The following is a 25,387-nucleotide window of genomic DNA, read 5'->3' as shown; positions in this document are numbered from 1 at the left end:
CGCATGCCCGATCCGGCCCCGCGCACTCGGAAAGTGGGGCGGGTCACACACCCGCACACGAATCGTTAAAGTTCAAATATTAGGGTTCGCCCCGTGCGCGTACTCCTGGTGGAAGACGACGAACCGGTCGCCGAATCGCTGCGGCGCGGCCTGCTGCGCTATGGCTTCGAGGTGGAGTGGGTCACCACGGGCCAGGAGGCCCTGAAGGCGGCCGGCGCCCCTCATGATCCGTACGACGTCGTGCTGCTCGATCTCGGACTGCCCGACACCGACGGGCTCGACGTGTGCAAGGCGCTGCGGGCGGGCAGCGACGTGCCGATCATCGTGATCAGCGCCCGCAGCGACGAGACCGACCGCGTGGTGGGCCTGGAGATCGGCGCCGACGACTACGTCTCCAAACCCTTCGGCGTCCGCGAGGTCATCGCCCGCATCAGGGCGGTACTGCGCCGCGTGCAGCCACGCGCCCAGCAGGCGGTGACCGGGCCCGACCGCTACGGCCCGCGGCTGACCGTCGACCGCAAGGCCGCCCGCGTCCATCTGGACGGCACCGAGGTCGTGCTCACGCCCAAGGAGTACGACCTGCTGGCCTTCCTCACCGAGGAGCCGGGCGCCCTGATGTCCCGCGAGCAGATCATGGAAGCCGTCTGGGACGCCAACTGGTTCGGGCCGACCAAGACGCTGGACGTGCATGTGGCGGCGCTGCGCCGGAAGCTGGCCGGGGCGATCACGATCGAGGCGGTACGGGGGGTCGGTTTCCGCCTGGTGATCGAGGACGGCAGCGGCGGGACCGGCGACGCCCGTTCCCGGGGCGGTGGCGAGGCCCCTTCCGGAACCGGCCTCGACGCCTCGGACCGGAGACCGGCGCCGTGATCCGGCAGCTGATCGTCAGCTACGTCCTGCTCGTGGCGGTCGCCCTCACGGCCTTCACCGTCCCGGTCGCCTTCACGCTGACCGCCCAACTGCGCGGCGACACCGAGCAGTCCGTGCACCGCGAGGCCACCACCATGGCCCTGCTGCTCGCTGACGGCGACGCGCCCGCGCGGCAGGCGCTGGCCCGGATGGCCGAGGCGTACGCCGACGAGACGCCCGGCAGCGTCGAGGCGATCTCGTCCGACGGAACCACCGTGGCACCCCTCCCGCTGCCCTCCCGGCCGGACGACGCGGCCATGACGCGGGCCCTGCAGGACGGCCGCTCCACGGTCGACTGGGGCTCCTCCTTCGTCTGGGGACCGCACCTGGTCGTCACCGTCCCGGCGCGCTCGACGGACGACGGCGACCGGGTCGTGGGCGCGGTGCGGATCACATACGCGACCTCCGATCTCTCCGCTCGGCTGTGGCGTATCTGGGGTTTCCGCGCGGTCCTCGCCGTGAGCGTCCTGGCGGTGGCCGCCGGTCTTGGTGCGCTGGCAGCCCGGCGGCTCACCCGCCCGCTGCGCCAGCTCAACGAGATGGCGAGCCGGTTCAGGGACGGCGACCTGACGGCGCGCTCCCCGGAGACGGGTCCGCAGGAGACCCAGACCCTGGCCCGCACGCTCAACTCGGGCGCCGAGCGCCTGGACACCCTGGTCGCGTCGCAGCGCATGTTCGTCGCGGACGCCTCGCACCAGCTGCGCACCCCGTTGACGGCGCTCCGCCTGTCCCTGGACAACATCGCGGACGGCGTCGACGACGAGTTCGTACGCGAGGACGTCGAGCAGGCCACCGCCGAGGTCGTACGGATGAGCCGCCTCGTCAACGGCCTGCTGGTGCTGGCCCGCGCGGAGGCAAAAGTGACGGCTGCCGAACCCCTGGTCCTGGCCGAGCTGGTCGGGGAACGGCTCGCGGTGTGGAGGCCGGCCGCCGACGAGCGCGGGGTGCGGATCGCGTTCGGAGGGGAAGTCGACGTCCGGCTGCGGGTGCTGGCCAGCCCCGGTCATCTGGACCAGGTGCTGGACAACGTCCTGTCGAACGCCCTGGAGGTCTCGCCGGACGGCGGCACCATCACCATCCGCGTGGAACCCGCTCAGGGCGCCCACCCCGACGAGGTGGTGCTGGAGATCCTCGACCAGGGGCCGGGAATGTCCGACGCCGAGAAGTCCCGCGCCTTCGACCGCTTCTGGCGCGGTCAGGGCCTCACCGGCCGCTCCGGCTCCGGGCTCGGCCTCGCCATCGCCAAGCAGCTGGTGACGGACGACGGCGGCAGCGTGACCCTGCGGGACGCACCGGCGCCGGACGGCGGCTCAAGCGGCTCAGGCGGCTCCGGCGGGCTCTGCGTACGGATCAGCCTTCGGCCGGCAGCACCGAGGAGTGGTGGTTGACGATGAGCCACTTGCCGCCGCGCTTCTCGTACTCGTAGGTGTAGCGGGCCTCGACCGTCTTCTTCTCACCGGTGGCGGGGTCGGTGATGTGGAACTCGTACAGGCCGGCGTCGATCGCCGAGTTGCGGTCCAGGACGTTGACGACCGATCTGATCTTCTCGCCCTGCGGCTTCTTCTGCAGGAAGTGCTCGAAGTAGTCGACGATCTCGGCCCGGTTCGTACGGATCTTGGGGGACGCGGTGGGCAGCAGCACCGCGTCGGGGGCGTAGCGGTCGGCGACCTTCTCCGGGTCGCCGGTCTGGAGGGCGGCGTTCCACTGGTCGAAGAGGCCGGCTATCTCCGCCTTGGTCGGCTTGCCGGACTTGGCGGAGTTGGCGGACTTGGCTGCGGCCGGTACGTCGCTGTGCTCGGGGCTCGCCACACCGACGCCCACCGCGACCGTGGCTGCCGCGATCAGGGCGCCGGCGGTGACCACGGCGGCACGGGTACGTATCTGACGCTTCATCGCAACTCCAGTGTGCTGGGGGGTGGTTGCTCCCTTTTGCGGGAGCAGTTCCACCCTTTCGTCACACGGGTAAAGCGCCGTACAACGGACCTCCAGCCCTCAACCAAGTCCGATCCAAACCACGGAGAGCGACGCTAAGGGGTGCGTCTGCGCCGTACTCCGGTCATGGTCGAGGTGAGCGTGCAGCCGGCCAGTACCAGCGCGAGGCTCGTCACGGTCATGGGGGCCATCAGTGCGGGTGCCCCGGTCTCCGCGAGGCAGCCTCCGGATGTCCCGGCCCCGGTCCCGGTCCCGGTCCCGGAGAGGCAGCCTCGCCGGACGTACCTGTTGGTGACGGAGACGGCGCTGGTCACGCCCTCGGCGATCGTGACGGTGGCCGGTTCGATGTGTGCGGCGGTGGCGAGCGCCACGTCGTTGTTCTCGCCCGTGTCCCGCTCGGTCACCGTGCAGTGTGTGCCCGTCGGGATACCGGTCACCACCGGCTGGTCGTAGGTGCCTGCCTTCGCGCGCGCGTCGACGGCGAACTGCCGGTCGAACCTGCCGTCCGGGTCGTCGCAGTCGAGGTCGACGACCTTGGTCCCCTGCCGCCCGGCTGCCGGACCCTCGATGGTGACGGCGACCTGCACCGAACCGACCGCCCGCGCAAACGTGTTGGTGACCGACACCTGCTGGTTCTCCTCCGACGCGATCGTGACGGTGGAGGGTTCGATGGCCGTTGTGGCAGTGACGAGGCCGTTGTCGCCGTTCGAGCTCTCGGTGATCGTGCAGACACTGCCGGCCGGAATGCCGGTGAGCGACCGCGAGTAGTCACCGGCGGGCGTGCCGGCCGCGAGGGTCACGGTGCGGTGCTGGTCGAGGCCGGACTCCGGGTCCTGGCAGTCCACTTCGATCACCTTCGCGGCCTGGAGCCCCGCCGCTTCCCCGCCGATCTGGAGCCCGAACTGCAGGGCGCCCGCGGGGAACGGCTGGAGCACCGCGCCGGCCCGCACGACCAGTTCGGTCTCCTGAGCCAGTACGAGCGTCTGGGCGTCCTCCAGGCCGGCGTTCGTCCCGTCGTAGAGCAGGACATTGCCCTCCACGACGTTGGCGACGCGCTCCAGGACGAAGCCCTGCGGGTCGTCGTCCGAGACGCTGCGGGCCCACAGCCGTGTGCCGGGCTGCACGGTGTCGCCGTCCTGGAGCTGGTTCTGGCCCGCGGAGTCGGTGAACACCTCGACCCCGGTGATCTGGATCGTTGACGGGCCGTCAGCGGTGACCGTGAACGGGCCGACGATCTCGCCGGTCGCCGGCGCCGGCATCTGCTCGGGGGTGACGGACAGCTCCGGTTCCGCCGGCTCCGCGCTCGGCCCGTTGGCCAGGGCGTCCGCGACGATGGCCGCGGTGTACGTACGGATCGTGGCGCTGGTGCCGGTGGTCGCCAGGATGTAGTTGTCGGTGAAGAACCAGATGGCCGCCTGCACCGCGGCCGCTCGTTGGGCGACGGTGGCACCGGACGGTTCGCCCGTGGTGGGGTAATAGTGCTGCAGGATGTACTCGACGTAGCCGAGGTTCGTGATGTGCGCTTCGCTCCACTCACCGAGCTCGTAGTTCACCCCGGTCTCGGTGTCGGTGAACAGGTCGATGCAGTACGTGAGGCCGGTTCGCCCGGTGACCGTGTCCTGGATCACGATCGTCCCGGCGTACGCGGCGGCGTGCACGGTGGATCCGTCAGGGATGGTGGCGGGATAGCCGTCGAGCGGGTTGAAACCGGCCGGTGCGGTGGAGCCGTTGACGGTGGTGCCAACGCCGGTACCGGTGATCGTGGCCTCGGTGAACAGGCCTGCCGGGTCGGTGTACACGGGGGTCGGCCTGAACACCGCGAATGCCGCCGTGGGGTTGGCCAGGGCCAGGAGCACCCCCGCCACGGCGACGATCAGCGTTCGGGTGGCCGTCTTCGCCAGGGTCCGGCACAGCCGGAGCACGCAATGGTGACGCTTGCCCAAAATGTCCCCTGCAGTAATGAACGGGGCACATGAAAAACTCACGGCCCCATACAAAGATTTGGTGACTTTCGGGCAAATCGTGACAGGACGTCATGTCAGGTTGACCACGACATCGCGTTAGTCGTCACGGACCACGCCTACGGTTGACGATTCGGGCAGGCGTACGAAGCGGGCATACGCACCGACCGAGATGGACGGACTCCGGCCAGGGTGGATGCACTCCGGCCGGGCCAGGCGTCTACTTGACCGTCCGCGCGCGCATCCCCAGCGGTCCCGCGATCTCCCTCGCCATGACCTTGCCGGCCTCCTCCGCGAGCGCGTCGTCGCCGAGGTCCTGGTCGGTGTCGAGGCCGTCCAGGTCCTCCAGGGGCTGGTTCAGGCGGACATGGGCCACCAGGGACTGCAGGGCGCGCAGGGCGGCCGAGGCCGTGGCACCCCAGTTGGAGAAGTAGGAGAACTGCCACCACCACAGGGCCTCGACGGTGCGCCCCTCGCGGTAGTGGGCCATGCCGTGGCGCAGGTCCGCGACGACATCGGCCAGGTCGTCCGAGATCCGGCAGGCGACCGGCGCCTTCCGCGGCTCGTACGGGTCGAAGACCTCGGAATAGACGTCGACCGGGTCGAGGAGGACGGCGAGGCGCTCGCGCAGGTCGTCCACGTCCTGCTCCGGGCCCAGGTCCGGCTCGTAGCGCTCCTCCGGGAGGAAGTCCTCGTGCGCGCCGAGCCTGCCACCCGCCAGGAGGAGCTGGGACACCTCCAGCAGCAGGAAGGGCACGGCCGAGTCCGGCTCGTCGCCCTTCGCGACCTCATCGACGGCGACGAGGAAGCTGCCGACCTGGTCCGAGATCTGGACGGCGAAGTCGCCCGGATCGTTCTTGACCGTGTTCAGCGTGGCGTCAGACATCTAGGAGTCGTCTCCCCTCGAAAGCGCGGCCGAGAGTGACCTCGTCCGCGTATTCCAGATCGCCTCCCACCGGGAGTCCGCTGGCCAGACGGGTGACCTTGAGGCCCATGGGCTTGATCATGCGCGCGAGGTACGTGGCCGTGGCCTCGCCCTCCAGATTCGGGTCCGTGGCCAGGATCAGCTCGGTGACCGTGCCGTCGGCGAGCCGGGCCAGCAGCTCCCGGATCCGCAGGTCGTCGGGGCCGACGCCCTCGATCGGGCTGATCGCGCCGCCCAGGACGTGGTAGCGGCCGCGGAACTCCCGGGTCCGCTCGATCGCCACGACGTCCTTGGGCTCCTCGACCACGCAGATCACGGCGGGATCGCGGCGCTGGTCGCGGCAGATGCCGCAGTGCTCCTCCTGGGCGACGTTGCCGCAGACCGCGCAGAAGCGGACCTTGGCCTTCACCTCGAGGAGCGCCTGGGCCAGCCTGCGCACGTCCGTGGGCTCCGCCTGCAGGATGTGGAAAGCGATCCGCTGCGCGCTCTTGGGACCGACGCCGGGCAGCCTGCCCAACTCGTCGATGAGGTCCTGGACCACGCCTTCGTACAACGGACTGCCTTCCTTTTGCTGCTTCTGTACGTGCCGTGCTGCTTCGCCCTTGGTACGTACGGTAGTTGGCCGCGCCTGGTCCTAGAAGGGAAGGCCCGGGATGCCGCTGCCGCCGCCGAGGCCCTGGGCCAGCGGGCCCAGCTTCTCCTGCTGCAGCGCCTGTGCGTTCTCGTTCGCCGCCTGGACCGCCGCGACGATCAGGTCGGCCAGGGTCTCGGTGTCCTCCGGGTCCACCGCCTTCGGATCGATCGCGAGGGCGCGCAGCTCACCGGAGCCGGTCACCGTCGCCTTCACGAGGCCGCCGCCTGCCTGGCCGTCGACCTCCGTCGCCGCGAGCTCCTCCTGCGCCTGGGCGAGGTCCTGCTGCATCTTCTGGGCCTGCTGCAGCAGCTGCTGCATGTTGGGCTGGCCACCACCGGGGATCACGATCAGCTCCTGGGACTGGCTGGGACTGGGAAGCGGATTCTTGCCGGGATTCCGCTGTTCTTCACCTGGCACGAGCCTACGTGGTCAGGGTGGCGCGCGCTCCAGCACTCTTTCGAGTGACGCGGAGGGAACCCCTATATCTGATCAAGCCCCCCTTCCGGGCGGAAAGACCTCGAAACAGGCCTCATGCCCACCCATTGGGCGGTAGGAAGGGTGCCGCGCTTCAGCATCAGGCGCCGCACATTCATCGCACGTTCATCACGTACTGCAGCAGAGCAGCAGGTAGGGAGTGCCGGGTGAGCCAGCCGGAGATGCAGTCCGAGGGGCCGCCCCAGGTGGGGCGGGGCGAGCGTGGAGGGTCCGGAGATTCAGGTGAGTTCGATGGGTCCGGGCGCGGAGAGCGTGGCGGCCCCCGGCGGGACGACCTCGCGGGGCGGCCGTTCCCTCTCGGGGACTGGGGCGAGCCTGCCCAGCGGCTAGACGAGCTGTACCGCTGGGTGGAGCGGGGCGCGCTGACCACCGCCGAGTGGTATCTGAGGGACCGGGCCTGGAAGCGGCGCGGCGCGCGTGCGCTGCGGGCCGGGACGGCCCTGGGCGGGGTCGTGGGGGCCGCGCTGCCGGTCCTCGATCTGACGCGGGTGGTCGGCGGAGTGGCGCCCTGGGGGTGTCTGGCCCTGCTGCTCGCACTGGCGTGCGCCCTGGCCGACCGGTACTTCGGGCTGACGTCCGGGTGGATGCGGGACGTGGCCACGGCACAGGCCGTGCAGCGGCGGCTGCAGGCGCTGCAGTTCGATTGGGCCTCGGAGTGCGTACGGGAGGTGCTGGGGCCCACCGAGGGGACGGCCGGGGAGGCCGCCGAGCGGTGCCTGGGGGTGCTGCGGCGGTTCTCGGAGGATCTGACGGAGCTGGTGCGGGCCGAGACCGCGGACTGGATGCTGCAGTTCCGGTCGGGGGTGGCGCCACTGGGGACGCTGGGCGCCGGGGTCGGCGCCGGTGGGGACGGTGGGGCGCGGGTGCCCGAGGGGCCGTCGGCGGGGCGGCTCCTCGGGGCGCCGGTTACGCCGGGGACCCGCCCGAACATGCCGCGGCAGCGGCCGCCGGAGCCGCGGTGACGGCTCCCGCCTTGGGGGCGGCCGTGTTTTTGGGGGCGCCGCCGGGCGCCGGGCCGGCGGCGCCCCGGCCGGCAGCTCCGGCCCCGGGCCAGCGGCTCGGACCCCGGGCCACCGGAGGGGGCCGGGCCACCGGATCGGGGCCGGGCCACCGGATCGGGGCCGGGGCGGCCCGAGGCCGTGGGTCGCCCTCACCGTTCCGGGTGCGGCAGCTCTCGCGGCTGCGGCGCCGCTCGCGGTACGCCTTCACCGTTCCCGATGCGGCCGCTCTCGCGGCTGCGGCGCCGTTGGTGGTGCGCCTTCTCCTGGCTTCGGGTCGGGCCGCGCCGGGATGTACGTCCTCGGTCCGGCACCGGCCGTACGTCGTTGGCCGGTGCCGAACGGTTGCGCCAGCCTCCCCCAGTGCCTTAAAGGCCTGGGAGGTACCTCCAGCGGGCGCACATCCCGGCACGTCCCCTTCCGTGCGTACGCGGCTACCCGACGGTGACCAGTTGCTGCGGGCGCACCGCCAGGCACGTCGTTCCGTGCATACGCGGCCGGCCACCGGCCGGTGGCCGGTCTCAGCTGAAGACGATCATGGAGCCCTGGGCAAGGCTTCGGGTTGCGGCCGCGTGGAGGCCCAGCCACACGTGGCGCTCCCGCGCGAAGGGGCTGTCGTCGCGCGGAGGCGGGGCCGCCGGTTCCTCCAGGGCCGTGGGCGCCGCAGGCGGCAGCGGGGCCGCCGGAGGATTGGCGGGATCGATGCCTATGGAGGGGGCCACGTACTCCAGCTCCCGCAGGAGCGCGTGCGAGGAGCCCAGCGGACCGCCCCCGGCCAGGAGCTCGTCGTTGGTCAGGGGTGAGGGGAAGTCCACGGGGACGTAGGCGCCCGCGTGGTCGTAGTGCCACACCAGGTGGGACTGCTGTGCCGTCGACTCGAACATCTCCAAGAGCTGTTCGTAGTCGCCGCCCAGCTCGTCGACGGGAGTGACGGCCAGCCCGCAGATCTGGAGCAGATACGCGCGGCGCAGGAAGTGCAGCGCGTCGTAGTCGAAGCCCGCCACGGGAGCCACGTCCCCGGACAGGCCCGGCATGTACGCGTAGACCGGGACCGGCGGCAGTCCGGCCTCGTCCAGTGCCTTGTCGTAGATCGCGAGTTCCTCGGCGAACGGGTTGTCGGGGCTGTGGCACAGCACGTCGACGAGCGGGACCAGCCAGAGGTCACAGGCCAAGGGATCTCCTCGCATAGCACTTCACGGTGGTCAGGGCAGCGTAGTGCCGGAGCCTGTCCCTCAGCTGCCCTGCTGCAGATCCCATATCCAGACACCGTCGGCCCACTCCCCCGGGCCTGCGCTCATTCGGCCGCCAGTCGCTCGAGGAGCGCGAGGGAGTGCTCGTGGTAGTCGGCGACGATCGAGTACGCGGCGCTTCTGTCGCGGCGCAGGAACGCGTCGATGAGGTCGGTGTGGCCGGACCACAAAAGCCCCTTGAGGTCGTCGACGCGGCGCAGATGGCCGACCGCGCAGGCCCAGGACTGGACGAGCAGGCGGTTCGAGAAGTCGGAGAGGTACGGGTTGCCGAACAGCGAGGCGAGCTCGCGCCAGAAGCGGATGTCGTAGCCGATGAGGACGATCAGGTCGCCGGCGACCGCGGCGCGCCGGGCCTCCTCTCCTCGGCGGCGTACGGCGATGAAGGTCGCGACGATGGCCTCCCGCCTCTGTACGGGAGCGCCGGACTCGTCTGTGGGCGGTGACGTCGCCTCGCGTCGGATGCGGATGGCATCGATATCCCGGAACATCGCGTCCGCGAGGAGGCCGCGGGCCTCGACGAGCCTGCGGTAGTCGGCCAGCGAGAACTCGTGGACGCAGAACCCGCGGTGCTGGACGGAGTCCAGCAGGCCCTGCGCGGAGAGATCGACGAGGGCCTCGCGGACCGGGGTCGCCGAGACGCCGTACTGCTCGGCGATCTCCTTGACGGTGAACTCCTGGCCCGGCTTGAGGCGGCCGGCGAGTACCTCGTCACGGAGCGCGTCGGCGATCTGCTGGCGCAGAGTGCTGCGGGTGACGGCGCTGCCGCGCATGGTGAGGTCCCTCTCCGTGTCGCTTATGGCAGATCAGCCTACGCGGATCGGTGCGGTGTGCACCGGAGTGCACCGGTGAGGACCTCCGGCCGGTGGCTGGTTCGCCACCGGCCGGTGGGCGGGTCGGGGCTCCGCCGTCACCGTTGTGGGCAACCGCTGGGCTGGGGGCACCTCCCAGCGGTAGCTGGCGGAGGGTGGGCACAACCCACGACGGCGGTCGCCCGGCGTCGCACCTGACTCCGGCGGCCGGCGGCAGCCAACCCGCTCAGACGGTGTGCTCGTCCGCCACGGACAGCGCCTCGTCCAGCGCCGCCAGCCCCTCCTTCGCCTCGGCCTCCGAGATCGTGCACGGCGGCACGACATGGGTGCGGTTCATGTTCAGGAAAGGCCACAGCCCGTGCTTCTTCGCGGCGGCGGCGAACGCCGCCATGGGCGCGTTGGCCTCCCCTGCCGCGTTGTACGGCACCAGCGGCTCCCGCGTCTCCCGGTCCCGGACCAGCTCCACGGCCCAGAACGCCCCAAGACCGCGCACCTCGCCGACGCTCGGGTGGCGCTCGGCGAGCTCGCGCAGGCCGGGCCCGAGCACGGTCGCACCGAGGTGCGCGGCGCGCTCCACGACACTCTCCTCCGCCATGACGTCGATCGTCGCGACGGCGGCCGCGCAGGCCAGCGGGTGGCCGGAGTACGTGAGCCCACCCGGGTACGGCCTGCGGGCGAACGTCTCGGCGATGGCGCCCGAGATCGCGACCCCGCCGAGGGGCACGTACCCCGAGTTGACGCCCTTGGCGAACGTCATCAGGTCCGGCGTCACGTCGAAGTGCTCGGCCGCGAACCAGGTGCCCGTACGGCCGAAGCCCGCCATGACCTCGTCCAGGACGAAGACGATGCCGTAGCGGTCGCAGATCTCGCGGACGCCCGCGAGGTAGCCGGGCGGCGGCACCATGATCCCGGCCGTGCCGGGGATCGTTTCGAGGATGATCGCGGCGATCGTCGCCGGGCCCTCGAAGGCGATCGTGTCCTCGAGGTGCTGCAGCGCGCGCTGGCACTCCTGCTCCTCGGTCTCCGCGTGGAACGGCGACCGGTAGAGGAACGGCGCCCAGAAGTGCACGACGCCCGCCGAGCCGTTGTCGGACGGCCAGCGGCGCGGATCGCCCGTGACGTTGATCGCCGTCGAGGTCGCGCCGTGGTAGGAGCGGTATGCGCTGAGGACCTTGTGGCGGCCCGTGTGCAGACGGGCCATGCGGACGGCGTTCTCCACGGCTTCCGCGCCGCCGTTGGTGAAGAAGATCTTGTCCAGGTCGCCGGGGGTCCGCTCGGCGATGAGGCGCGCGGCCTCCGAGCGGGCCTCGATGGCGAAGGCGGGCGCGAAGGTGACGAGCTTCCCGGCCTGCTCCTGGATGGCCGCGACGACCTTCGGATGCTGGTATCCGATGTTCGTGAAGACGAGCCCGCTGGTGAAGTCCAGGTAGCGGTTGCCTTCGTAGTCCCAGAAGTACGACCCCTCGGCTCCGGCGACGGCGAGCGGGTCGATGAGCTCCTGCGCTGACCAGGAGTGGAAGACGTGCGCACGGTCCGCGGCCTTCACGGCGGCGCCGGCCTGGGAAGAGGTCTGAGGGGTCATGGGCGCGAGCGTAGGTGTGGCGGGCACCTATCCGGTATCGGCGTCCTGTCTGCGGTCCGGCGCTTTCCGCGACAGTGTGTCGGGCCTGGCGCGGCACTGCTCATCGCGCCGGGGCCCGCACTATTCTCGGTCTGCTGCACGTGCGGGGGCATGTGCTTGGGGAGCACGTACGGACCGGGGGGAGGGGGAGCCGTGGCACTGGAGAAGCTGGGGCCGGGGGATCCGCAGGAAATCGGGGCGTACCGGCTGCTGGCGCGGCTCGGTGCGGGAGGCATGGGCCAGGTCTATCTGGCCCGCTCGGACCGGGGGCGCACGGTCGCAGTCAAGCTGGTCCGCCAGGAACTCGCCGAGCAGGAGGAGTTCAGGAACCGCTTCCGGCTCGAGGTGCAGGCCGCGCGGCGGGTCGGCGGGCAGTGGACGGCGCCGGTGCTCGACGCGGACACCGAGGCGGCGATTCCGTGGGTGGCCACGGGGTATGTCGCCGGGCCGTCCCTGGGGGCCGTCGTGTCCCATGACCACGGGGCGCTGCCGGAACGTTCCGTGCGTATCCTCGCGGCCGGGCTCGCGCACGCGCTGAAGGACATCCACTCGGCGGGCCTCATCCACCGGGACCTCAAGCCGTCCAATGTGCTGGTGACCATCGACGGGCCGCGCGTCATCGACTTCGGCATAGCGCGGGCCCTGGAGACCGTGACGGACGGGGGCCTGACGCGCACCGGCGCGCTGGTCGGCTCCCCCGGTTTCATGGCTCCCGAGCAGGTACGGGGCGACCGGATCACTCCGGCGTGCGACGTGTTCTGCCTCGGCTCGGTGCTGGCCTACGCGGCGACGGGACAGCTGCCCTTCGGTACGGCCAACAGCGGTGTGCACGCGCTGATGTTCCGTATCGCCCAGGAGGAACCGGACCTGGACCGGCTCCCCGAACGCCTCACCGACCTGGTCCGCGACTGCCTCCGCAAGGACCCGGCCGCCCGCCCGACCCTCGACGACATCCTGGACCGCACGGGTGCGCAGGACACGGTCGGCGACGGCCGCGCCCGCGACCCGTGGCTGCCGAGCACGCTGGTCGCCCAACTGGGGCGGCATGCGGTGCAGTTGCTGGAGACGGAGAATCCGGCGGGTGGCAGCCTGGCGGGGGCCGGGACCGCGCGGCCCGAGGGAGGACCGCCGGCGGGCGCCCCGGGGACGGATTCCGCGGGAGCGTGGCGATACGGTTCCGCAGCGGCGTCGGGGGCCGCGGCGGCCGCGGCCCAAGAGGGTGGCCCCGCTGCGGTACAAGGAGCAGGTCCCGCCGGGACGCACCCCGCTGTTCGCGACGGTGCGCCGGCTGCGGCCCATGGGCCTGGGCCGGCCGAAGGCCAGGGGGCGGGGGCGGCGCCGGCCGGAGCCCAAGGGCCTGCGCCCGCGGGCGCGCACGGCCCCGGACCCGCCGGAACACAAGGGAACGCCCCTGCCGGAGCACAGAGCGCGAGCACCGCTGGCGCACAGCACCTGGGCCCTGCCGGACCGGAGGGAACCGTGCCCCAGCCCGGCACCCCCGGGCAGGCGACCCCTGTCGACCACCTCCCCACGCAGATCTCCGGCTCCGCGCCCATCCCCGCCCCGCGGCCCGCGGGCCACCCCGCTGCGCCCGGGTACGGCTATCCGCAGGGCCATTCCCAGCCTCACCCCTCGGCCTACGGCTACCCGCAGCCAGGCGGGTACGGCGGCTCCACACCCCCGTACGGCCCGGGCGGCGCCGCCACATCCCCCTACGAGCCTGGCGGCACCGCGCCCACGCTCCCGAACGGACCAGGCGCCGTCTCCCCATACGGACCGGGCGGCACCCCGCCCCCGTACGGCACCATCGTCGGGGGTCCCGGGAGCGGGCACGAGCCCCCGCCCAGAAGCCGTCGCACGACCATCGCCCTGGTCGCGGCCGCTCTCGTCGTGGCGGTCGGTGCGGGCGGATCCGTCTATGCGGTGATGAAGGGCGACGGCGAACCGCTCGCCGGGGGCGACGCCAAGCCGTCGGCCTCGTCCAGCAGCCAGAGGGAGCCGGGCTCGCAGACGCCCGGGACGAGCGGGACTCCCGGGTCCGGGAGCCCCGGGACGCCGCAGACGTCCCCGAGCGCCTCCGCCGACGGCCGGGTGCCGGAGAAGTACCTCGGTGCCTGGACCGGCGGCATCGACAACGACGCCGGCCACAACACCCGCCGTCTCGTCATCCAGCAGGGCGAGGTCGGCGACACCGTGCTCTCGCTGACAGCGGACGGGCCTGCCGAGGGCGGCGGAACGTATCACTGCGTGTTCCAGGCGGAGCTCGCGTCCGCCCCGTCCGGCGACGGGCCCCTCCGTATCGGCCCGTCGACGGTGACGGTCGGCGAACCCGCGTCCTCCTGCACGCCCGGCGCCGCCACCACTCTCACGATCCTGCCGGACGGCCGCCTCCGGCGCGTGAACACGGAAACCGGCGAGCAGTTGACGTACACGAAGGCCGGCTGACCACCCTCGTTGAACTCCGGACGAACATCTGACGACCATTCAGGACAACCGTTCCGCCCCTGGCCGGAGGCCCGTACGGTAACCGGACCGAAGAGCCGGTAACCGGCGATGAGGGGGCGGGGGGAACGTCGTGGAGTGGCTCAGCGCCGAGAACATCGTGGCCGTCGGCACCGCCGTGCTCGGTGTGCTGACCTCGGCCGGCGTGCTCTGGTACGAGCGCCGCGTACCCCGCCGCAAACGCATCGGCTACCGGATCCAGCTCGACACCCCCATAGGCCGGGACGGCCACAACGGCCGGGCGAACGTTCGCCTCGGCTGGTTCGCCGAGGCCCCCGGCATGGAGGACGCCACACTCGTCCTCCTGCGGATAGAGAACGACGGCTCGCAGAGCATCGACGAGAGCGACTACACGCGGCACGAACTGCACGGCCTGGAAGCGATCTTCACGGAGCGGACCATACGGGGCGTCGTCGTCAGCGTGCCCCGGACCTCCCCCCACCTGATGAGCCATTTCACCGAGGCCGCGGGCCTGCGCTACGAAGGCGCCACCCTCTGTATCCCCCGCGTCCCGCTCAACAGGGGCGAGCACTACAAACTGCTGCTCGTGCTCTCCGGCGGCGGCGTCGGCCGCGCGGTCAGCATCGAGGGCGGCATCAAGGAGGGCGAGGTCAAGCCCAACCGGTCCACCACACCGGACGACAAGCCCCCGCTGTTCAGCCGCGCGGCCCGCGTCATCACCGTGCTGCTCACCGTCTGCGTCGTCGTCCTCGCCGGCATCATCGTCGTACGCGATGACTCCCGGCCCCCGATGGGCTGCGCCACGGGCGAGCTGCGGGTCATGGGCTCCACGGCCTTCGCCCCGGTGATCGAGGAGCTCGCCGACAAGTACGAGAAGGACTGCGAGGGTTCCACCGTCACGGTGGACACCCACGGCAGCACCGCCGGGATCCGCGCCCTCGCCGAGGCGGGCGCGGACGCGAAGGGCGGCTCCCCGGCGGTCATCACGCTCTCCGACGGCCCGAAGCCGAGCGGCTATCCGCAGCTGCGCGAAAGCCGGGTCGCCGTGTCGGTCTTCGCCCTCGTCCTGAACGACGACGTCCCGCTGAAGAACCTCAAGCTCTCCGACGTACGCCGCATCTACCGCGGCGAGATCCGCAACTGGAAGCAGCTCGGCGGCCCCGACCTGCCCGTACGCCTGGTCAGCCGCGACGCGAACTCCGGCACCCGGCAGGTCTTCCAGCGCCGCGTCCTCGAAACCGGCGAACTCGCCAACACCTCGCTCGACTGCGTCAACAAGGACACAAAGGACGCCCCGGTGGCGCGCTGCGAACTCGACAGCACCGAGCAGGTCCTCAATACGGTGGCCAAGGTCCCCGGCGCCATCGGCTACAGCGAGCTGCGCGCCGCCACCAGCCTCAAGGGCCTCCACCGCCTGAAGCTCGACAACAGGGAGCCGTCCCTGGACGCCCTCGAACACGGCGCCCACGACGGCTACCCATACCGCGAGATCGAGTACGGCTACACCTACGGCCAGCCACCCGCCGACTCCCTCGCCTCCAGCTTCCTCGCCTACATGAGCCGAGGCAGCGGCCAGGACGTCATCCGCACCCACGGCCACCTGCCGTGCGCGACGCCGGAGGGGCTGCGGATCTGTGGCGAGGACGGGTGACGACCGGGGCGGCGAAGCCGGTACGCGCCAAGACAGCCCCGGAACGGCGCCGCCCGTGACACAGCAAGGCGCCCCCGGTCCGGACCGGACCAGGGGCGCACTCGCGGCACCCGCGCGGGGCGCCTCAGCAGACCGAGGGATCAGAGGAACGAGTTGATCTGGATCGTCTCGTCCCGGCCCGGGCCCACGCCGATCGCGGAGATCGGTGCGCCGGACATCTCCTCCAGTGCCTTCACGTATGCCTGGGCGTTCTTCGGCAGGTCGGAGAAGGACTTGGCGCCGGTGATGTCCTCGGACCAGCCCGGCAGCGTCTCGTAGACCGGCTTCGCGTGGTGGAAGTCGGACTGGGAGTACGGGAGTTCCTCGACGCGCTTGCCGTCGATCTCGTACGCGACGCAGACCGGGATCTGCTCCCAGCCGGTGAGGACGTCCAGCTTGGTGAGGAAGAAGTCGGTCAGGCCGTTCACGCGGGTCGCGTAGCGCGCGATGACCGCGTCGAACCAGCCGCAGCGGCGGTCACGGCCGGTGGTGACGCCCCGCTCGCCGCCGATGCGGCGCAGCGCCTCGCCGTCCGCGTCGAACAGCTCGGTCGGGAAGGGGCCCGCGCCGACGCGCGTCGTGTAGGCCTTCAGGATGCCGATGACCCGGCTGATCTTCGTCGGGCCCACGCCCGTGCCCGTGCAGGCGCCGCCCGCGGTCGGGTTCGAGGAGGTGACGAAGGGGTACGTGCCGTGGTCGATGTCGAGCAGCGTTCCCTGGCCGCCTTCGAAGAGGACGACCTTGTCCTGGTCGAGGGCGTCGTTGAGGATCAGGGTCGTGTCGGCGACGTAGCTCTCGATCTGGGCGGCGTAGCCGAGCAGCTCCTCGACGACCTGGTCCGCGGAGATCGCACGGCGGTTGTAGAGCTTGGTGAGCAGCTGGTTCTTGACGTCGAGGGCCGCCTCGACCTTCTGCTGCAGGATCGACTCGTCGTAGAGGTCCTGGACGCGGATGCCGACGCGGTTGATCTTGTCGGCGTACGTCGGGCCGATGCCGCGGCCGGTGGTGCCGATCTTCCGCTTCCCGAGGAAGCGTTCCGTCACCTTGTCGACGGTGACGTTGTACGGCGTGATGATGTGCGCGTTACCGCTGATCAGCAGCTTCGACGTGTCCACGCCGCGCTCGTTCAGTCCGCTCAGCTCGGAGAGCAGTACCGACGGGTCCACGACGACACCGTTGCCGATGACCGGGACGCATCCCGGGGAGAGGATTCCGGAAGGGAGGAGGTGGAGCGCATACTTCTGGTCGCCGACGACCACCGTGTGGCCGGCGTTGTTGCCGCCCTGGTAGCGCACCACATAGTCCACGGATCCACCGAGCAGGTCGGTGGCCTTTCCCTTGCCTTCGTCACCCCACTGAGCACCGAGCAGCACAAGTGCGGGCACAGGCGTACACCCCTTCCGGGCGGGGCATGTCCAGGGTCAGGGGGCCGAAGCCGCCCGTACCGGTGTGCCCCGGAATAGACGAAGCCCCTGGGCGCAATAGCGCAAAGGGGCTCTTGCACCAAGATGCTACCCGAGGAAGCGAGGCAGGACCGAGGTGGCGGCTTCCGACCAGCTGCTTGTGGTCATCGATCCAGTGGCCCGGCGCAGCGATGGCGAGTCGGTACGGATTGCGAAAGACGTGCTCAGCGCGGGTGCGGCGACGAAAGTCTGTCTCCCTGACGGGCCCGAGGAATTTGCCAGGGCTCTTGCCCGGCGAGGGTCCCGGCGGCCCGTGGTGATCGGCGACGACCGAGCCCTGGCGCGCACGGTCGCCCTTCTGCACCGTGAGCGGGAGCTGGCCTCGGCCGTGCTCTCGCTGGTGCCGGTGGGCGCCTCACTGTCGCTGGCGGAGGCGCTCGGGGTGCCCACGGGGGCGGTGGCGGCGGCACGGGCCGTACTGGAGGGCGTCGAGCGGCGGCTGGATCTGCTGGTGGACGACCGGGACGGGGTGGTGATCGGGGATCTGCGGATCCCTCCCGTCGGCGGAGATCCGGCGGCGTCGGATGACGGCGACGGGACCGCGGGGTCCGGGTCCGGCTCCGTGTTCTCCGGGTCCGGGTGGTCTGGGCGGTTCGGTGGATCCGGCGGCTTCGCAGCGCTGGGCCGGTCCGGTGGGCAGGGGAGACCGGGGAGCGGGTCAGGAGGTTCTACGGAATTCGGCGGGGCGGAAAGGTCCGGCGGGGCGGACTTCGGCGTGCCCGGGTGGCCCGGAGGATCCGGCCGGTCCGGCGGCGCGGATGGGGCGGGCGGACGAAGCGAGACCGGGGAATCCGGCGGGGCCGCGGGATTCGGCCGGGGCAGCTTCGGGCCCGCTGGGCATGCCGGGCACTGGCTGTTGTCGACCTGCCAGTCGCTCGTCCGCACGCTGGCGGTCCGGCCGCCGAAGGCTGCTTCGGCGCCGCCTGGTGGGGTGGCGCCCGCGCGGCTGAGGATCGAGGTGGACGGCGTCACGCTGATCGACCTCGACCATCCGGTCGAGGCGGTCTCGGTCACGCCGGGCACGGCTGGGCGGGCCCGCATCGAGGTGCGCCCCTCGTCGGTGGGGGCGGAGGCCTCCCCCCTTCATGCGCTGGGGCGGATCATCACCGTGTCCGGCGCGGATTTCCGCTATCGCGCGGACGCGCTGGTGGCGGGGCCCGTACGGACCCGCACGTGGACGGTGCTGCCTCGGGCGTGGGGGCTTACGGTGCCCGCGGGCTAGCGACGGCACCCGGCCGCAGCGGGGCGCGCGACCGGCCCCGGCGGGCCGGTGGCAGATCCCGATGGGGCGGAGGCCAGTGCCCGCCCGGCGGGCACGAGCCCCCAGCGGGCCGGCGCAGGACCCCGGCGGGCCCGCCGCGCAGCCTTCGACCGGCAGGCGCAGGGTGCCCGGCGTCGAGCGGGCGCAGCTCTCGATCGGGCGGGCACCGGCGCCCAGCTGGCCGGCGCAGCGCGGCTCGCCCGCTCAGCCCGGGCGCTCAGCCCGGGCGCTCGACCCGAGCACTCAACCCGAGCACTCAACCCGAGCCGAAGACCTTCTCCCTGTGGACCCGCCAGCGTTCCATCATCTCGGTCAGTTCGTTCTGGAGGAAGTCGAAGAAGGCCAGGGTCTCGGCCAGTCGGCGGCCGGCCGCGGTGTCGGGGCCGAGGCTGGTGACGCCCTCGCGCAGGGCGTCCTCCCAGCGTCTGATCAGCGAGTCCCGGTTGGTCAGCGCCTCGTACCACTGGTTGCTGTGCACGCGGTAGCGGTCGCGGCGTGAGCCGGGCTCGCGCTCGCGGGAGACCATGTGCTGCTGCGCCAGATAGCGCACGGCGCCGGAGACAGCGGCCGGGCTGATCCGGAGCAGCTCGCCGAGTTCGGCGGAGGTGAGCACGCCGGAGTCGGAGGACAGCAGGGCCGCGAAGACCCGGGCGGGCATCCGCGGCATCCCGGCCTCGACGAGCTGCGAGGCGAAGCGCTCCACAAACCGCGAGACGGCCTCCTCGTTCCGTGCCCCGGTCGCGGCCTCCCCGTGCTCGACGGGCTCGCCGGGCTCAGGGGCTCGTCCGGCCCGTTCGGCGGCCTCGCTCTGTCGCGTCATGTCCGGATCATCTCCCCTGCTGCCGCCCCCACGTCGCTCCTCCCCCACGCCCGGTCGAGTTTATACGCTTCCTTAACTTCACAACTTTGTGAAAGTACCGTAGCTTCTGAAGCATGACGAAGGCGATCACTGTCTCGGGCCTGCACAAGTCGTTCGGCAGGACCCGCGCGCTGGACGGTCTCGACCTGGAGGTCGAGGCAGGTGAGGTCCACGGCTTCCTGGGCCCCAACGGATCCGGGAAGTCCACCACCATCCGCGTCCTCCTCGGGCTGCTGCGCGCCGACTCCGGCGCCACGCAGATGCTGGGCATGGACCCCTGGGCCGACGCGGTCGAACTGCACCGCCGGGTCGCCTACGTCCCCGGCGACGTCACCCTGTGGCGGAACCTGAGCGGCGGCGAGGTCATCGACCTTTACGGGCGGCTGCGCGGCGGGCTCGACAAGGCGCGGCGAGCGGACCTCGTCGAGCGGTTCGAACTCGACCCGACGAAGAAGGGGCGCACGTACTCCAAGGGCAACCGGCAGAAGGTCGCCCTGGTCGCCGCCTTCGCATCCGACGTGGACCTGCTGATCCTCGACGAGCCGACCTCCGGCCTCGACCCGCTCATGGAGGAGGTCTTCCAGAACTGCGTCGCCGAGGAGCGCGAGCGCGGGCGGACCGTGCTGCTCTCCAGCCATGTGCTCAGCGAGGTCGAGGCGCTCTGCGACCGGGTGAGCATCATCCGCAAGGGCCGGACCGTCGAGTCGGGCTCGCTCGCGGACCTGAGGCATCTGACGCGTACGAGCGTGACGGCCGAACTCGCCGGTCCGCCCAACGGGCTCTCACACCTGCCGGGCGTGCACGACCTCGACGTACAGGGCCGCCGGGTCAGGCTGCAGGTCGAGACCGACAAGCTGGACGCCGTACTGCGGTCGCTGACCCAGTCGGGCGTGCGGTCCCTGACCTCGACCCCGCCGACGTTGGAAGAGCTGTTCCTCCGCCACTACCAGGACGACGCCCGGTCCGACGGGGAAGAGGCGATGGCCCGATGACCGCCGTCACCGAAGCAAGGTTCGGCGCGCGGGTGGGCGGGGGCACTGGTCAACTGGCCGGGACGGGCACCCTGCTGAGGCTCGCGCTGCGCCGCGACCGGGTCATGATGCCGGTGTGGGTGGCCGTGGTCGCCCTGATGGTCGTCAGCGGCGTCTCGTCCATCGGGCAGCTCTACGACACGGCCGCCAAGCGTGCGGAGCTGGCAGCGGACATGAGTGCCAACGGCTCGATGCGCGCGATGTACGGGCCGGTTTTCGGCGACTCCCTCGGCGCGATCGTCGCATGGCGGTTCGGCGGCTTCGCGGCCGTACTGGCAGCTGTGATGAGCCTGATGATCGTCGTCCGGCACACCCGGGAGGAAGAGGAGACCGGCCGCCATGAGCTGCTGGCCTCCGCCGTGGTGGGCCGCAGGGCGCCCCTGACGGCCGCGCTGCTCGCCGCACTGGTCGCCAACGCGGCGGTGGCTCTGCTCATCACCGCCGGACTGTCCGGTCAGGGCTCGGCGGGAGCACTCGCGCTGGGCCTCGCCATCGGTGGCATCGGCATGCTCTTCGCGGGCATGGCGGCGATCATGGCGCAGCTCACCGAGAGCGCCCGGTTCGCCAGGGGCCTCACGGCCGCGGTGCTCGGCGCCGCCTTCCTGCTGAGGGCCACCGGCGACTCCGCGAGCGACGACGGTTCATCCGTGCTGACCTGGCTGTCGCCGCTCGGCTGGGCCGAGAACGCCCGGCCGTACGCGGACGAGCGCTGGTGGGTGCTGGCGCTGCTCACGGCGGCCGTCGTGATCCAGTTGGGCATCGGCTACGTCCTCACGGAGCGGCGCGACGCCGGGATGAGCTTCCTGCCGACCCGGCCGGGCCCGGCCGAGGGCCGGATCGCCACCGCCGCCGGACTGGCCTGGCGGTTGCAGCGCGGCAGCGTCGTCGGCTGGGGCGTCGGCTTCCTGCTCGCGGGACTCGTCTTCGGCGGGATGACGGAGGGCGCTGCCGACCTGGTCGGCGACAACGAGGACGCCCGCGAGATCTTCGAGCGCATGGGCGGCCAGGCAGGCCTGACCGACGCGTTCCTCGCCGCGATGGTCGGCATGCTGGGCATGGTCGCCGCGCTGTACGTGGTGCAGTCCGTCCTGCGGCTGTACGGCGAGGAGACCTCCGGGCGCGCCGAGCCCGTACTGGCGAACGCGGTCGGCCGGCTGCGCTGGGCGAGCGGCCACCTGCTCATCGCCTTCGGCGGCGCGGTACTGATCATGCTGGTCGGCGGCCTCGGCCTGGCACTGGGCTATGGCAGGGAGTTCGGCTCCGTACTGGGCGCTTCCCTGCTCCAGGTCCCGGCGATCTGGACACTCGGCGCGCTCGCCCTGTTCCTGTACGGCGTGTTCCCGAGGGCGTCGGTGGCGGCGGGCTGGGCGGCCGCGGGCCTGGCCCTGGTACTCGGCTGGATCGGCCCGGCGCTCGACATCCCCCAGGCGGTGATGAACGTGTCGCCGTTCGGACATCTGCCGAAGCTGCCCGGGCCGGAGATGGCGTGGACGCCGGTGGTGGCGCTGACCGTGATCGCGGTGGCGCTGGCGGTGGGGGGCCTGGTGGGGTTGCGGCGGAGGGACATGTCGGCCTGACGCCTGCCGGCGCCGGGGTGGGGAGGGCGCCGTGCGCCGGCCCTTCCCCGAAGGGCCGGCGCCGGGGCGCGGTGATCCCTGAGCTGTGGGGCGGCTCTGGGCCGGGATGATCAACCGAGCTCGACCCGCAGCTCCTTCAGCCCCCGCATGACGAAGTTCGGCTTCTGCTCCGGCTCGGCCGCCGGCCGGAGCGTCGGGGCCTGGTCGAGCAACGCCCCCAGGGAGGCGGCGAGTTCGATACGGGCGAGCGGGGCGCCGATGCAGTAGTGGATGCCCGCGCTGAACGAGATGTGCGGGTTGTCCTTGCGGGCCAGGTCCAGCGTGTCGGGGTCGGCGAAGGCGTCCGGGTCGCGATTGGCGGAGCCGAAGAGCATGGCGATCTCGGAGCCGCGCGGGATCGTCGTACCGCCTATCTCGATGTCGTCGAGCACCCAGCGCTCGAAGAGCTGGAGCGGCGTGTCGTAGCGCAGCAGCTCGTCCACGGCCGTGGGCAGCAGCGAGCGGTCGGCGCGCAGGGCCGCGAGCTGGTCGGGGTGGCGGAAGAGGGCCCACCAGCCGTTGACGGTGGCGTTGACGGTGGCCTCGTGCCCCGCGTTCAGCAGCAGCACGCACGTGGAGATCATCTCCTGCTCGGTGAGCCTTTCGCCCTCGTCGTACGCGGCGATGAGCCCGGAGATCAGGTCCTCACCCGGCTCCTTGCGCCGCGCCTCGATCAGGTCCCTCAGATACGCGGAGAACTCGACCGACGCCTGCACCGCGCGGCGGGCCGTCTCCTCGGGCGGGTTCAGCTCGTACATCCCGCAGATGTCCGCCGACCAGGGCCGCAGCTGCGGGCGGTCCGCCTCGGGGATGCCGAGCATCTCGGCGATGACGGCGACGGGCAGCGGTTCGGCGACCGCGGTGAGCAGATCGCCGCCGCCGTCCGCGACCAGCCCGCCGACCAGTTCGGACGCGAGCCGGTGCACATACGGACGCAACTCCTCGACGGTACGCGGCGTGAACGCCTTCGACACCAGGCGGCGGATACGAGTGTGGTCCGGTGGCTCGAGGTCGAGCATGCCGTGGTCGTTGAGCACGTGGAACGGCTCGTGCTCGGCCGGTGGGGCCTGGCGGCCGAACTCCTCGTGCGAGAAGCGGTGCTGGTAGGTGCGGCCCAGCCGCCGGTCGCGCAGCAGTGCGGCCACGTCCGCGTGGCGCGGCACCAGCCACTGGTTGGTGGGCTCGTAGAAGTGCACCCGGCCACGGGCACGCAGCTCCGCGTAGGCGGGATAGGGGTCGGCGACGAAGTCGGGCGACCAGGGGTCGAACGGGTCGAACAGTGCGTCCATGCGGGGACGCTAACCGCTTCCCCACAGAGCGGGGAAGCGGAGCGGCGGGGTGCGGGTGCAGCGGAGCGGCACAAAGGAAACGCCCACCCGCCCCCGGGGCGCCCAGGGCCTCACCCCGGGGTGACCAACCGCGCCTCGTAGGCGAACACCGCGGCCTGCGTGCGATCCCGCAACCCCAGCTTCACCAGCACCCGGCTCACATGCGTCTTGATCGTCGACTCGGCCACCACCAGCCGCTCGGCGATCTCCGCGTTGGAGAGCCCCTGCGCGATCAGCACCAGCACCTCTGTCTCACGCTCGGTGAGCTCCCCGTACGCGCCACGGCTGACCGCAGGCAGCGTCGGTGCGTCCGCGAGCTTCGAGAACTCGGTGATCAGCCGCTTCGTGACGCTCGGCGCGAGCAGCGCCTCTCCGGCCGCCACGACGCGTACGCCGTCCGCGAGCTGCCGGGCGGATGCGTCCTTGAGCAGAAAGCCGGAGGCCCCGGCACGCAGCGCCTGGTAGACGTACTCGTCGAGGTCGAACGTCGTCAGCACCAGCACCTTGGCGGCACCGTCCGCCGCCACGATCTCGCGGGTTGCCTCGATGCCGTTCATCTCCGGCATCCGGATGTCCATCAGGACGACGTCGGGCGCGAGTTCACGTACCCGCTGGACGGCCTCCCGGCCGTTGACTGCCTCGCCGACGACCTCGATGTCCGGCATCGCGTTCAGCAGGACCGAGAAGCCTTCGCGCACCATCATCTGGTCGTCGGCGATCAGCACCCGGATGGTCACCGGAGACCCCTTTCCGCGGCGGTCTCCTCCGCCGCCGGAACCGGAAGGAAGACAGTCACCTCGTATCCGCCGTCGGCCGTCGCCTCCGCCGTCATCTCGCCGTCGAGCATCGCGACGCGCTCACGCATGCCGGTGATGCCGTGACCGGCGCCATGCGTGGACTTCACCATCGCGGGCGTGGGCGAGGGGCCGTTGACGATGCGCAGGCCGAGGCCGCCGAGGACATAACCGATCTCGACGCGCGCGGTCGACCCCGGCGCATGCCGCAGCGCGTTGCTGAGCGCCTCCTGCACGATGCGGTACGCGGACAGCTCGACGCCCTGCGGCAGTTCACGGACGGCTCCGGTGACCGTCTTCTCCACGGGCAGGCCCGCCTCCCGCACGTTGGCGAGCAGCCCGTCGAGGTCGGCGAGCGTCGGCTGCGGCGCGTCGGGGGCCTCGTAGTCCTCTGCCCGTACGACACCGAGGACGCGGCGCAGTTCGGTGAGCGCGGCCACCGCGTTCTCGCGGATCGTCGCGAAGGCCTGCTCGAGCTCGGGCGGCGGGTTCTCGACGCGGTAGGGCGCGGCCTCCGCCTGGATGGCGACCACCGACATGTGGTGGGCGACGACGTCGTGGAGCTCGCGGGCGATGGTGGTGCGCTCCTCGAGGAGGGTGCGCTTGGAGCGTTCGTGTGCGGTGACGGTCTGCTGCGCGGTGACCTCCTTCGCCGCCTCGCGGCGGACGTGCCGGACGGTGACGACCAGCAGCGCCATCGCGGAGAAGAAGAGGAACGGCATGGTGTCGGAGCCGTAGTAACTCACCGGCACCACGGCCTCGGCGAGCAGCGCGTACAGGGCGGTCACCACCCACATCCAGCCGGCGATACGCGGCCGCGTCCGGGCCGCGACGACCGTCAGGACCACCAGGTGCGCGAAGAACGTGCTGTGCGACCACGGCCATTCGCCCCTGCCGGCGAGGACGCTGACGAACGGCGTCACCGCGAGGGACGCCCAGAACGCGGCGACCGGCCGGACGAGAGTCGTCAGAATCGCGCTCGCGGGTATGAGGCCGACCATCAGGGCCACGAAATCGCTGGTGTAGTACCGGGTGGTTTCGACCCCGATGATCAGCGTCAGCAGTGCGCTCGCCACCACGAACGCGTGCGGCGTCCAGGGCGTGTACCTGCGCAGCCGTCGCGGGAACCGGCGCACCAGCGGGCCGTCGGCGCTCATGGGAGGCAGCAGGCGATACGCGAACGCGTCGTGGAACAGGTCCGTGCGCAGTCCGCTGAGCATCCCCATGGCGAGGTGGTACTCGGGACTGCGGGACTTCGGCTTGCCCGCCGCGAGGGGCTGGGTACGGGTCTCGGTCACGTACAGCAAGGTAGGGCCGCGCCCGCCCGGGAGTCGTCAGCAGAAAGAAC

At 71.5% G+C, this 25,387-nt stretch carries 21 protein-coding genes; 8 read left to right on the top strand and 13 right to left on the bottom strand.

The window, feature by feature from the left end:
* Nucleotides 1-93: 93 nt before the first annotated feature.
* Together ABT009_RS10935 and ABT009_RS10930 are read left to right on the top strand one after the other, a co-directional pair.
* Nucleotides 94-870: a response regulator transcription factor gene (locus ABT009_RS10935; RefSeq protein ID WP_351291880.1), complete on the top strand. Its 777-nt coding sequence runs from the start codon at nt 94-96 to the stop codon at nt 868-870.
* On the top strand, nt 867-2,297 hold the full coding sequence (locus ABT009_RS10930) for a sensor histidine kinase (RefSeq protein WP_351291878.1): 1,431 nt from the start codon (nt 867-869) through the stop codon (nt 2,295-2,297). The genes ABT009_RS10935 and ABT009_RS10930 overlap by 4 nt, the downstream gene beginning before the upstream one ends.
* Here the strand turns inward: ABT009_RS10930 and ABT009_RS10925 are convergent.
* The 5 genes from ABT009_RS10925 to ABT009_RS10905 form a co-directional block, all read right to left on the bottom strand.
* On the bottom strand, nt 2,260-2,802 hold the full coding sequence (locus ABT009_RS10925) for an SgcJ/EcaC family oxidoreductase (protein WP_351291876.1): 543 nt from the start codon (nt 2,800-2,802) through the stop codon (nt 2,260-2,262). The genes ABT009_RS10930 and ABT009_RS10925 overlap by 38 nt on opposite strands.
* Nucleotides 2,803-2,936: 134 nt before the next feature.
* Nucleotides 2,937-4,763, bottom strand: a complete 1,827-nt coding sequence (locus ABT009_RS10920) for a thioester domain-containing protein (protein WP_351291874.1) — start codon at nt 4,761-4,763, stop codon at nt 2,937-2,939.
* A 259-nt stretch (nt 4,764-5,022) separates the two neighbouring features.
* Entirely contained in the window at nt 5,023-5,688 is a 666-nt protein-coding gene (locus ABT009_RS10915) for a DUF5063 domain-containing protein (protein ID WP_351291872.1), read from the bottom strand.
* Entirely contained in the window at nt 5,681-6,280 is a 600-nt protein-coding gene (gene recR, locus ABT009_RS10910; protein ID WP_351291870.1) for a recombination mediator RecR, read from the bottom strand. The genes ABT009_RS10915 and recR overlap by 8 nt, the downstream gene beginning before the upstream one ends.
* A gap of 81 nt (nt 6,281-6,361) precedes the next feature.
* Nucleotides 6,362-6,706: a YbaB/EbfC family nucleoid-associated protein gene (locus tag ABT009_RS10905; protein WP_351292187.1), complete on the bottom strand. Its 345-nt coding sequence runs from the start codon at nt 6,704-6,706 to the stop codon at nt 6,362-6,364.
* Between the two features lie 296 nt (nt 6,707-7,002).
* On the opposite strand from ABT009_RS10905, the gene ABT009_RS10900 reads away from it, so the two are divergent.
* A complete protein-coding gene (locus ABT009_RS10900) occupies nt 7,003-7,818 on the top strand; it encodes an SLATT domain-containing protein (RefSeq protein WP_351291868.1) in 816 nt (271 codons plus the stop codon).
* A gap of 557 nt (nt 7,819-8,375) precedes the next feature.
* On the opposite strand, the gene ABT009_RS10895 is transcribed toward ABT009_RS10900, so the two are convergent.
* From ABT009_RS10895 to ABT009_RS10885, 3 genes are all read right to left on the bottom strand, one after another.
* Complete coding sequence (locus tag ABT009_RS10895; protein WP_351291866.1) at nt 8,376-9,026, bottom strand: putative DNA-mimic protein; 651 nt, start codon at nt 9,024-9,026, stop codon at nt 8,376-8,378.
* A 122-nt stretch (nt 9,027-9,148) separates the two neighbouring features.
* The gene (locus tag ABT009_RS10890) at nt 9,149-9,874 is read right to left on the bottom strand and encodes a GntR family transcriptional regulator (protein WP_351291864.1); all 726 of its coding nucleotides are present in this window, start codon (nt 9,872-9,874) and stop codon (nt 9,149-9,151) included.
* A gap of 265 nt (nt 9,875-10,139) precedes the next feature.
* Complete coding sequence (locus tag ABT009_RS10885; RefSeq protein WP_351291862.1) at nt 10,140-11,495, bottom strand: aspartate aminotransferase family protein; 1,356 nt, start codon at nt 11,493-11,495, stop codon at nt 10,140-10,142.
* Between the two features lie 198 nt (nt 11,496-11,693).
* Here ABT009_RS10885 and ABT009_RS10880 point away from each other — a divergent pair, with 198 nt between their 5' ends.
* Together ABT009_RS10880 and ABT009_RS10875 are read left to right on the top strand one after the other, a co-directional pair.
* Complete coding sequence (locus ABT009_RS10880; RefSeq protein WP_351292185.1) at nt 11,694-13,979, top strand: serine/threonine-protein kinase; 2,286 nt, start codon at nt 11,694-11,696, stop codon at nt 13,977-13,979.
* 130 nt (nt 13,980-14,109) lie between these two features.
* On the top strand, nt 14,110-15,648 hold the full coding sequence (locus tag ABT009_RS10875) for a substrate-binding domain-containing protein (RefSeq protein WP_351291860.1): 1,539 nt from the start codon (nt 14,110-14,112) through the stop codon (nt 15,646-15,648).
* A gap of 140 nt (nt 15,649-15,788) precedes the next feature.
* On the opposite strand, the gene ABT009_RS10870 is transcribed toward ABT009_RS10875, so the two are convergent.
* Complete coding sequence (locus ABT009_RS10870) at nt 15,789-17,072, bottom strand: adenylosuccinate synthase (RefSeq protein WP_351291858.1); 1,284 nt, start codon at nt 17,070-17,072, stop codon at nt 15,789-15,791.
* A gap of 331 nt (nt 17,073-17,403) precedes the next feature.
* Here ABT009_RS10870 and ABT009_RS10865 point away from each other — a divergent pair, with 331 nt between their 5' ends.
* Nucleotides 17,404-18,372: a diacylglycerol kinase gene (locus tag ABT009_RS10865; protein WP_502989843.1), complete on the top strand. Its 969-nt coding sequence runs from the start codon at nt 17,404-17,406 to the stop codon at nt 18,370-18,372.
* 295 nt (nt 18,373-18,667) lie between these two features.
* Here ABT009_RS10865 and ABT009_RS10860 read toward each other — a convergent pair whose 3' ends face one another.
* The gene (locus tag ABT009_RS10860) at nt 18,668-19,231 is read right to left on the bottom strand and encodes a GbsR/MarR family transcriptional regulator (protein ID WP_351291854.1); all 564 of its coding nucleotides are present in this window, start codon (nt 19,229-19,231) and stop codon (nt 18,668-18,670) included.
* Nucleotides 19,232-19,344: 113 nt separating this feature from the next.
* Between ABT009_RS10860 and ABT009_RS10855 the strand changes: the two genes are divergently transcribed.
* A complete protein-coding gene (locus ABT009_RS10855; RefSeq protein WP_351291852.1) occupies nt 19,345-20,262 on the top strand; it encodes an ABC transporter ATP-binding protein in 918 nt (305 codons plus the stop codon).
* Complete coding sequence (locus ABT009_RS10850; protein ID WP_351291850.1) at nt 20,259-21,878, top strand: ABC transporter permease; 1,620 nt, start codon at nt 20,259-20,261, stop codon at nt 21,876-21,878. The genes ABT009_RS10855 and ABT009_RS10850 overlap by 4 nt, the downstream gene beginning before the upstream one ends.
* Nucleotides 21,879-21,988: 110 nt before the next feature.
* On the opposite strand, the gene ABT009_RS10845 is transcribed toward ABT009_RS10850, so the two are convergent.
* From ABT009_RS10845 to ABT009_RS10835, 3 genes are all read right to left on the bottom strand, one after another.
* Nucleotides 21,989-23,206 (bottom strand): cytochrome P450, encoded by a 1,218-nt coding sequence (locus ABT009_RS10845; protein WP_351291848.1) that lies wholly within the window; start codon nt 23,204-23,206, stop codon nt 21,989-21,991.
* A gap of 110 nt (nt 23,207-23,316) precedes the next feature.
* Nucleotides 23,317-23,982 carry a response regulator gene (locus ABT009_RS10840; protein WP_351291846.1) on the bottom strand — a complete coding sequence of 222 codons (666 nt, stop codon included), beginning with the start codon at nt 23,980-23,982 and terminating at the stop codon, nt 23,317-23,319.
* Entirely contained in the window at nt 23,979-25,346 is a 1,368-nt protein-coding gene (locus ABT009_RS10835) for a sensor histidine kinase (RefSeq protein WP_351291844.1), read from the bottom strand. The genes ABT009_RS10840 and ABT009_RS10835 overlap by 4 nt, the downstream gene beginning before the upstream one ends.
* Nucleotides 25,347-25,387 lie beyond the last annotated feature (41 nt).

The organism is Streptomyces sp. NPDC002896 (assembly GCF_040295225.1).
Classification (GTDB): Bacteria; Actinomycetota; Actinomycetes; order Streptomycetales; family Streptomycetaceae; genus Streptomyces.
Note: the sequence above shows the minus strand (reverse complement) of the source record. Positions and strands in the feature narration are given on the sequence as shown.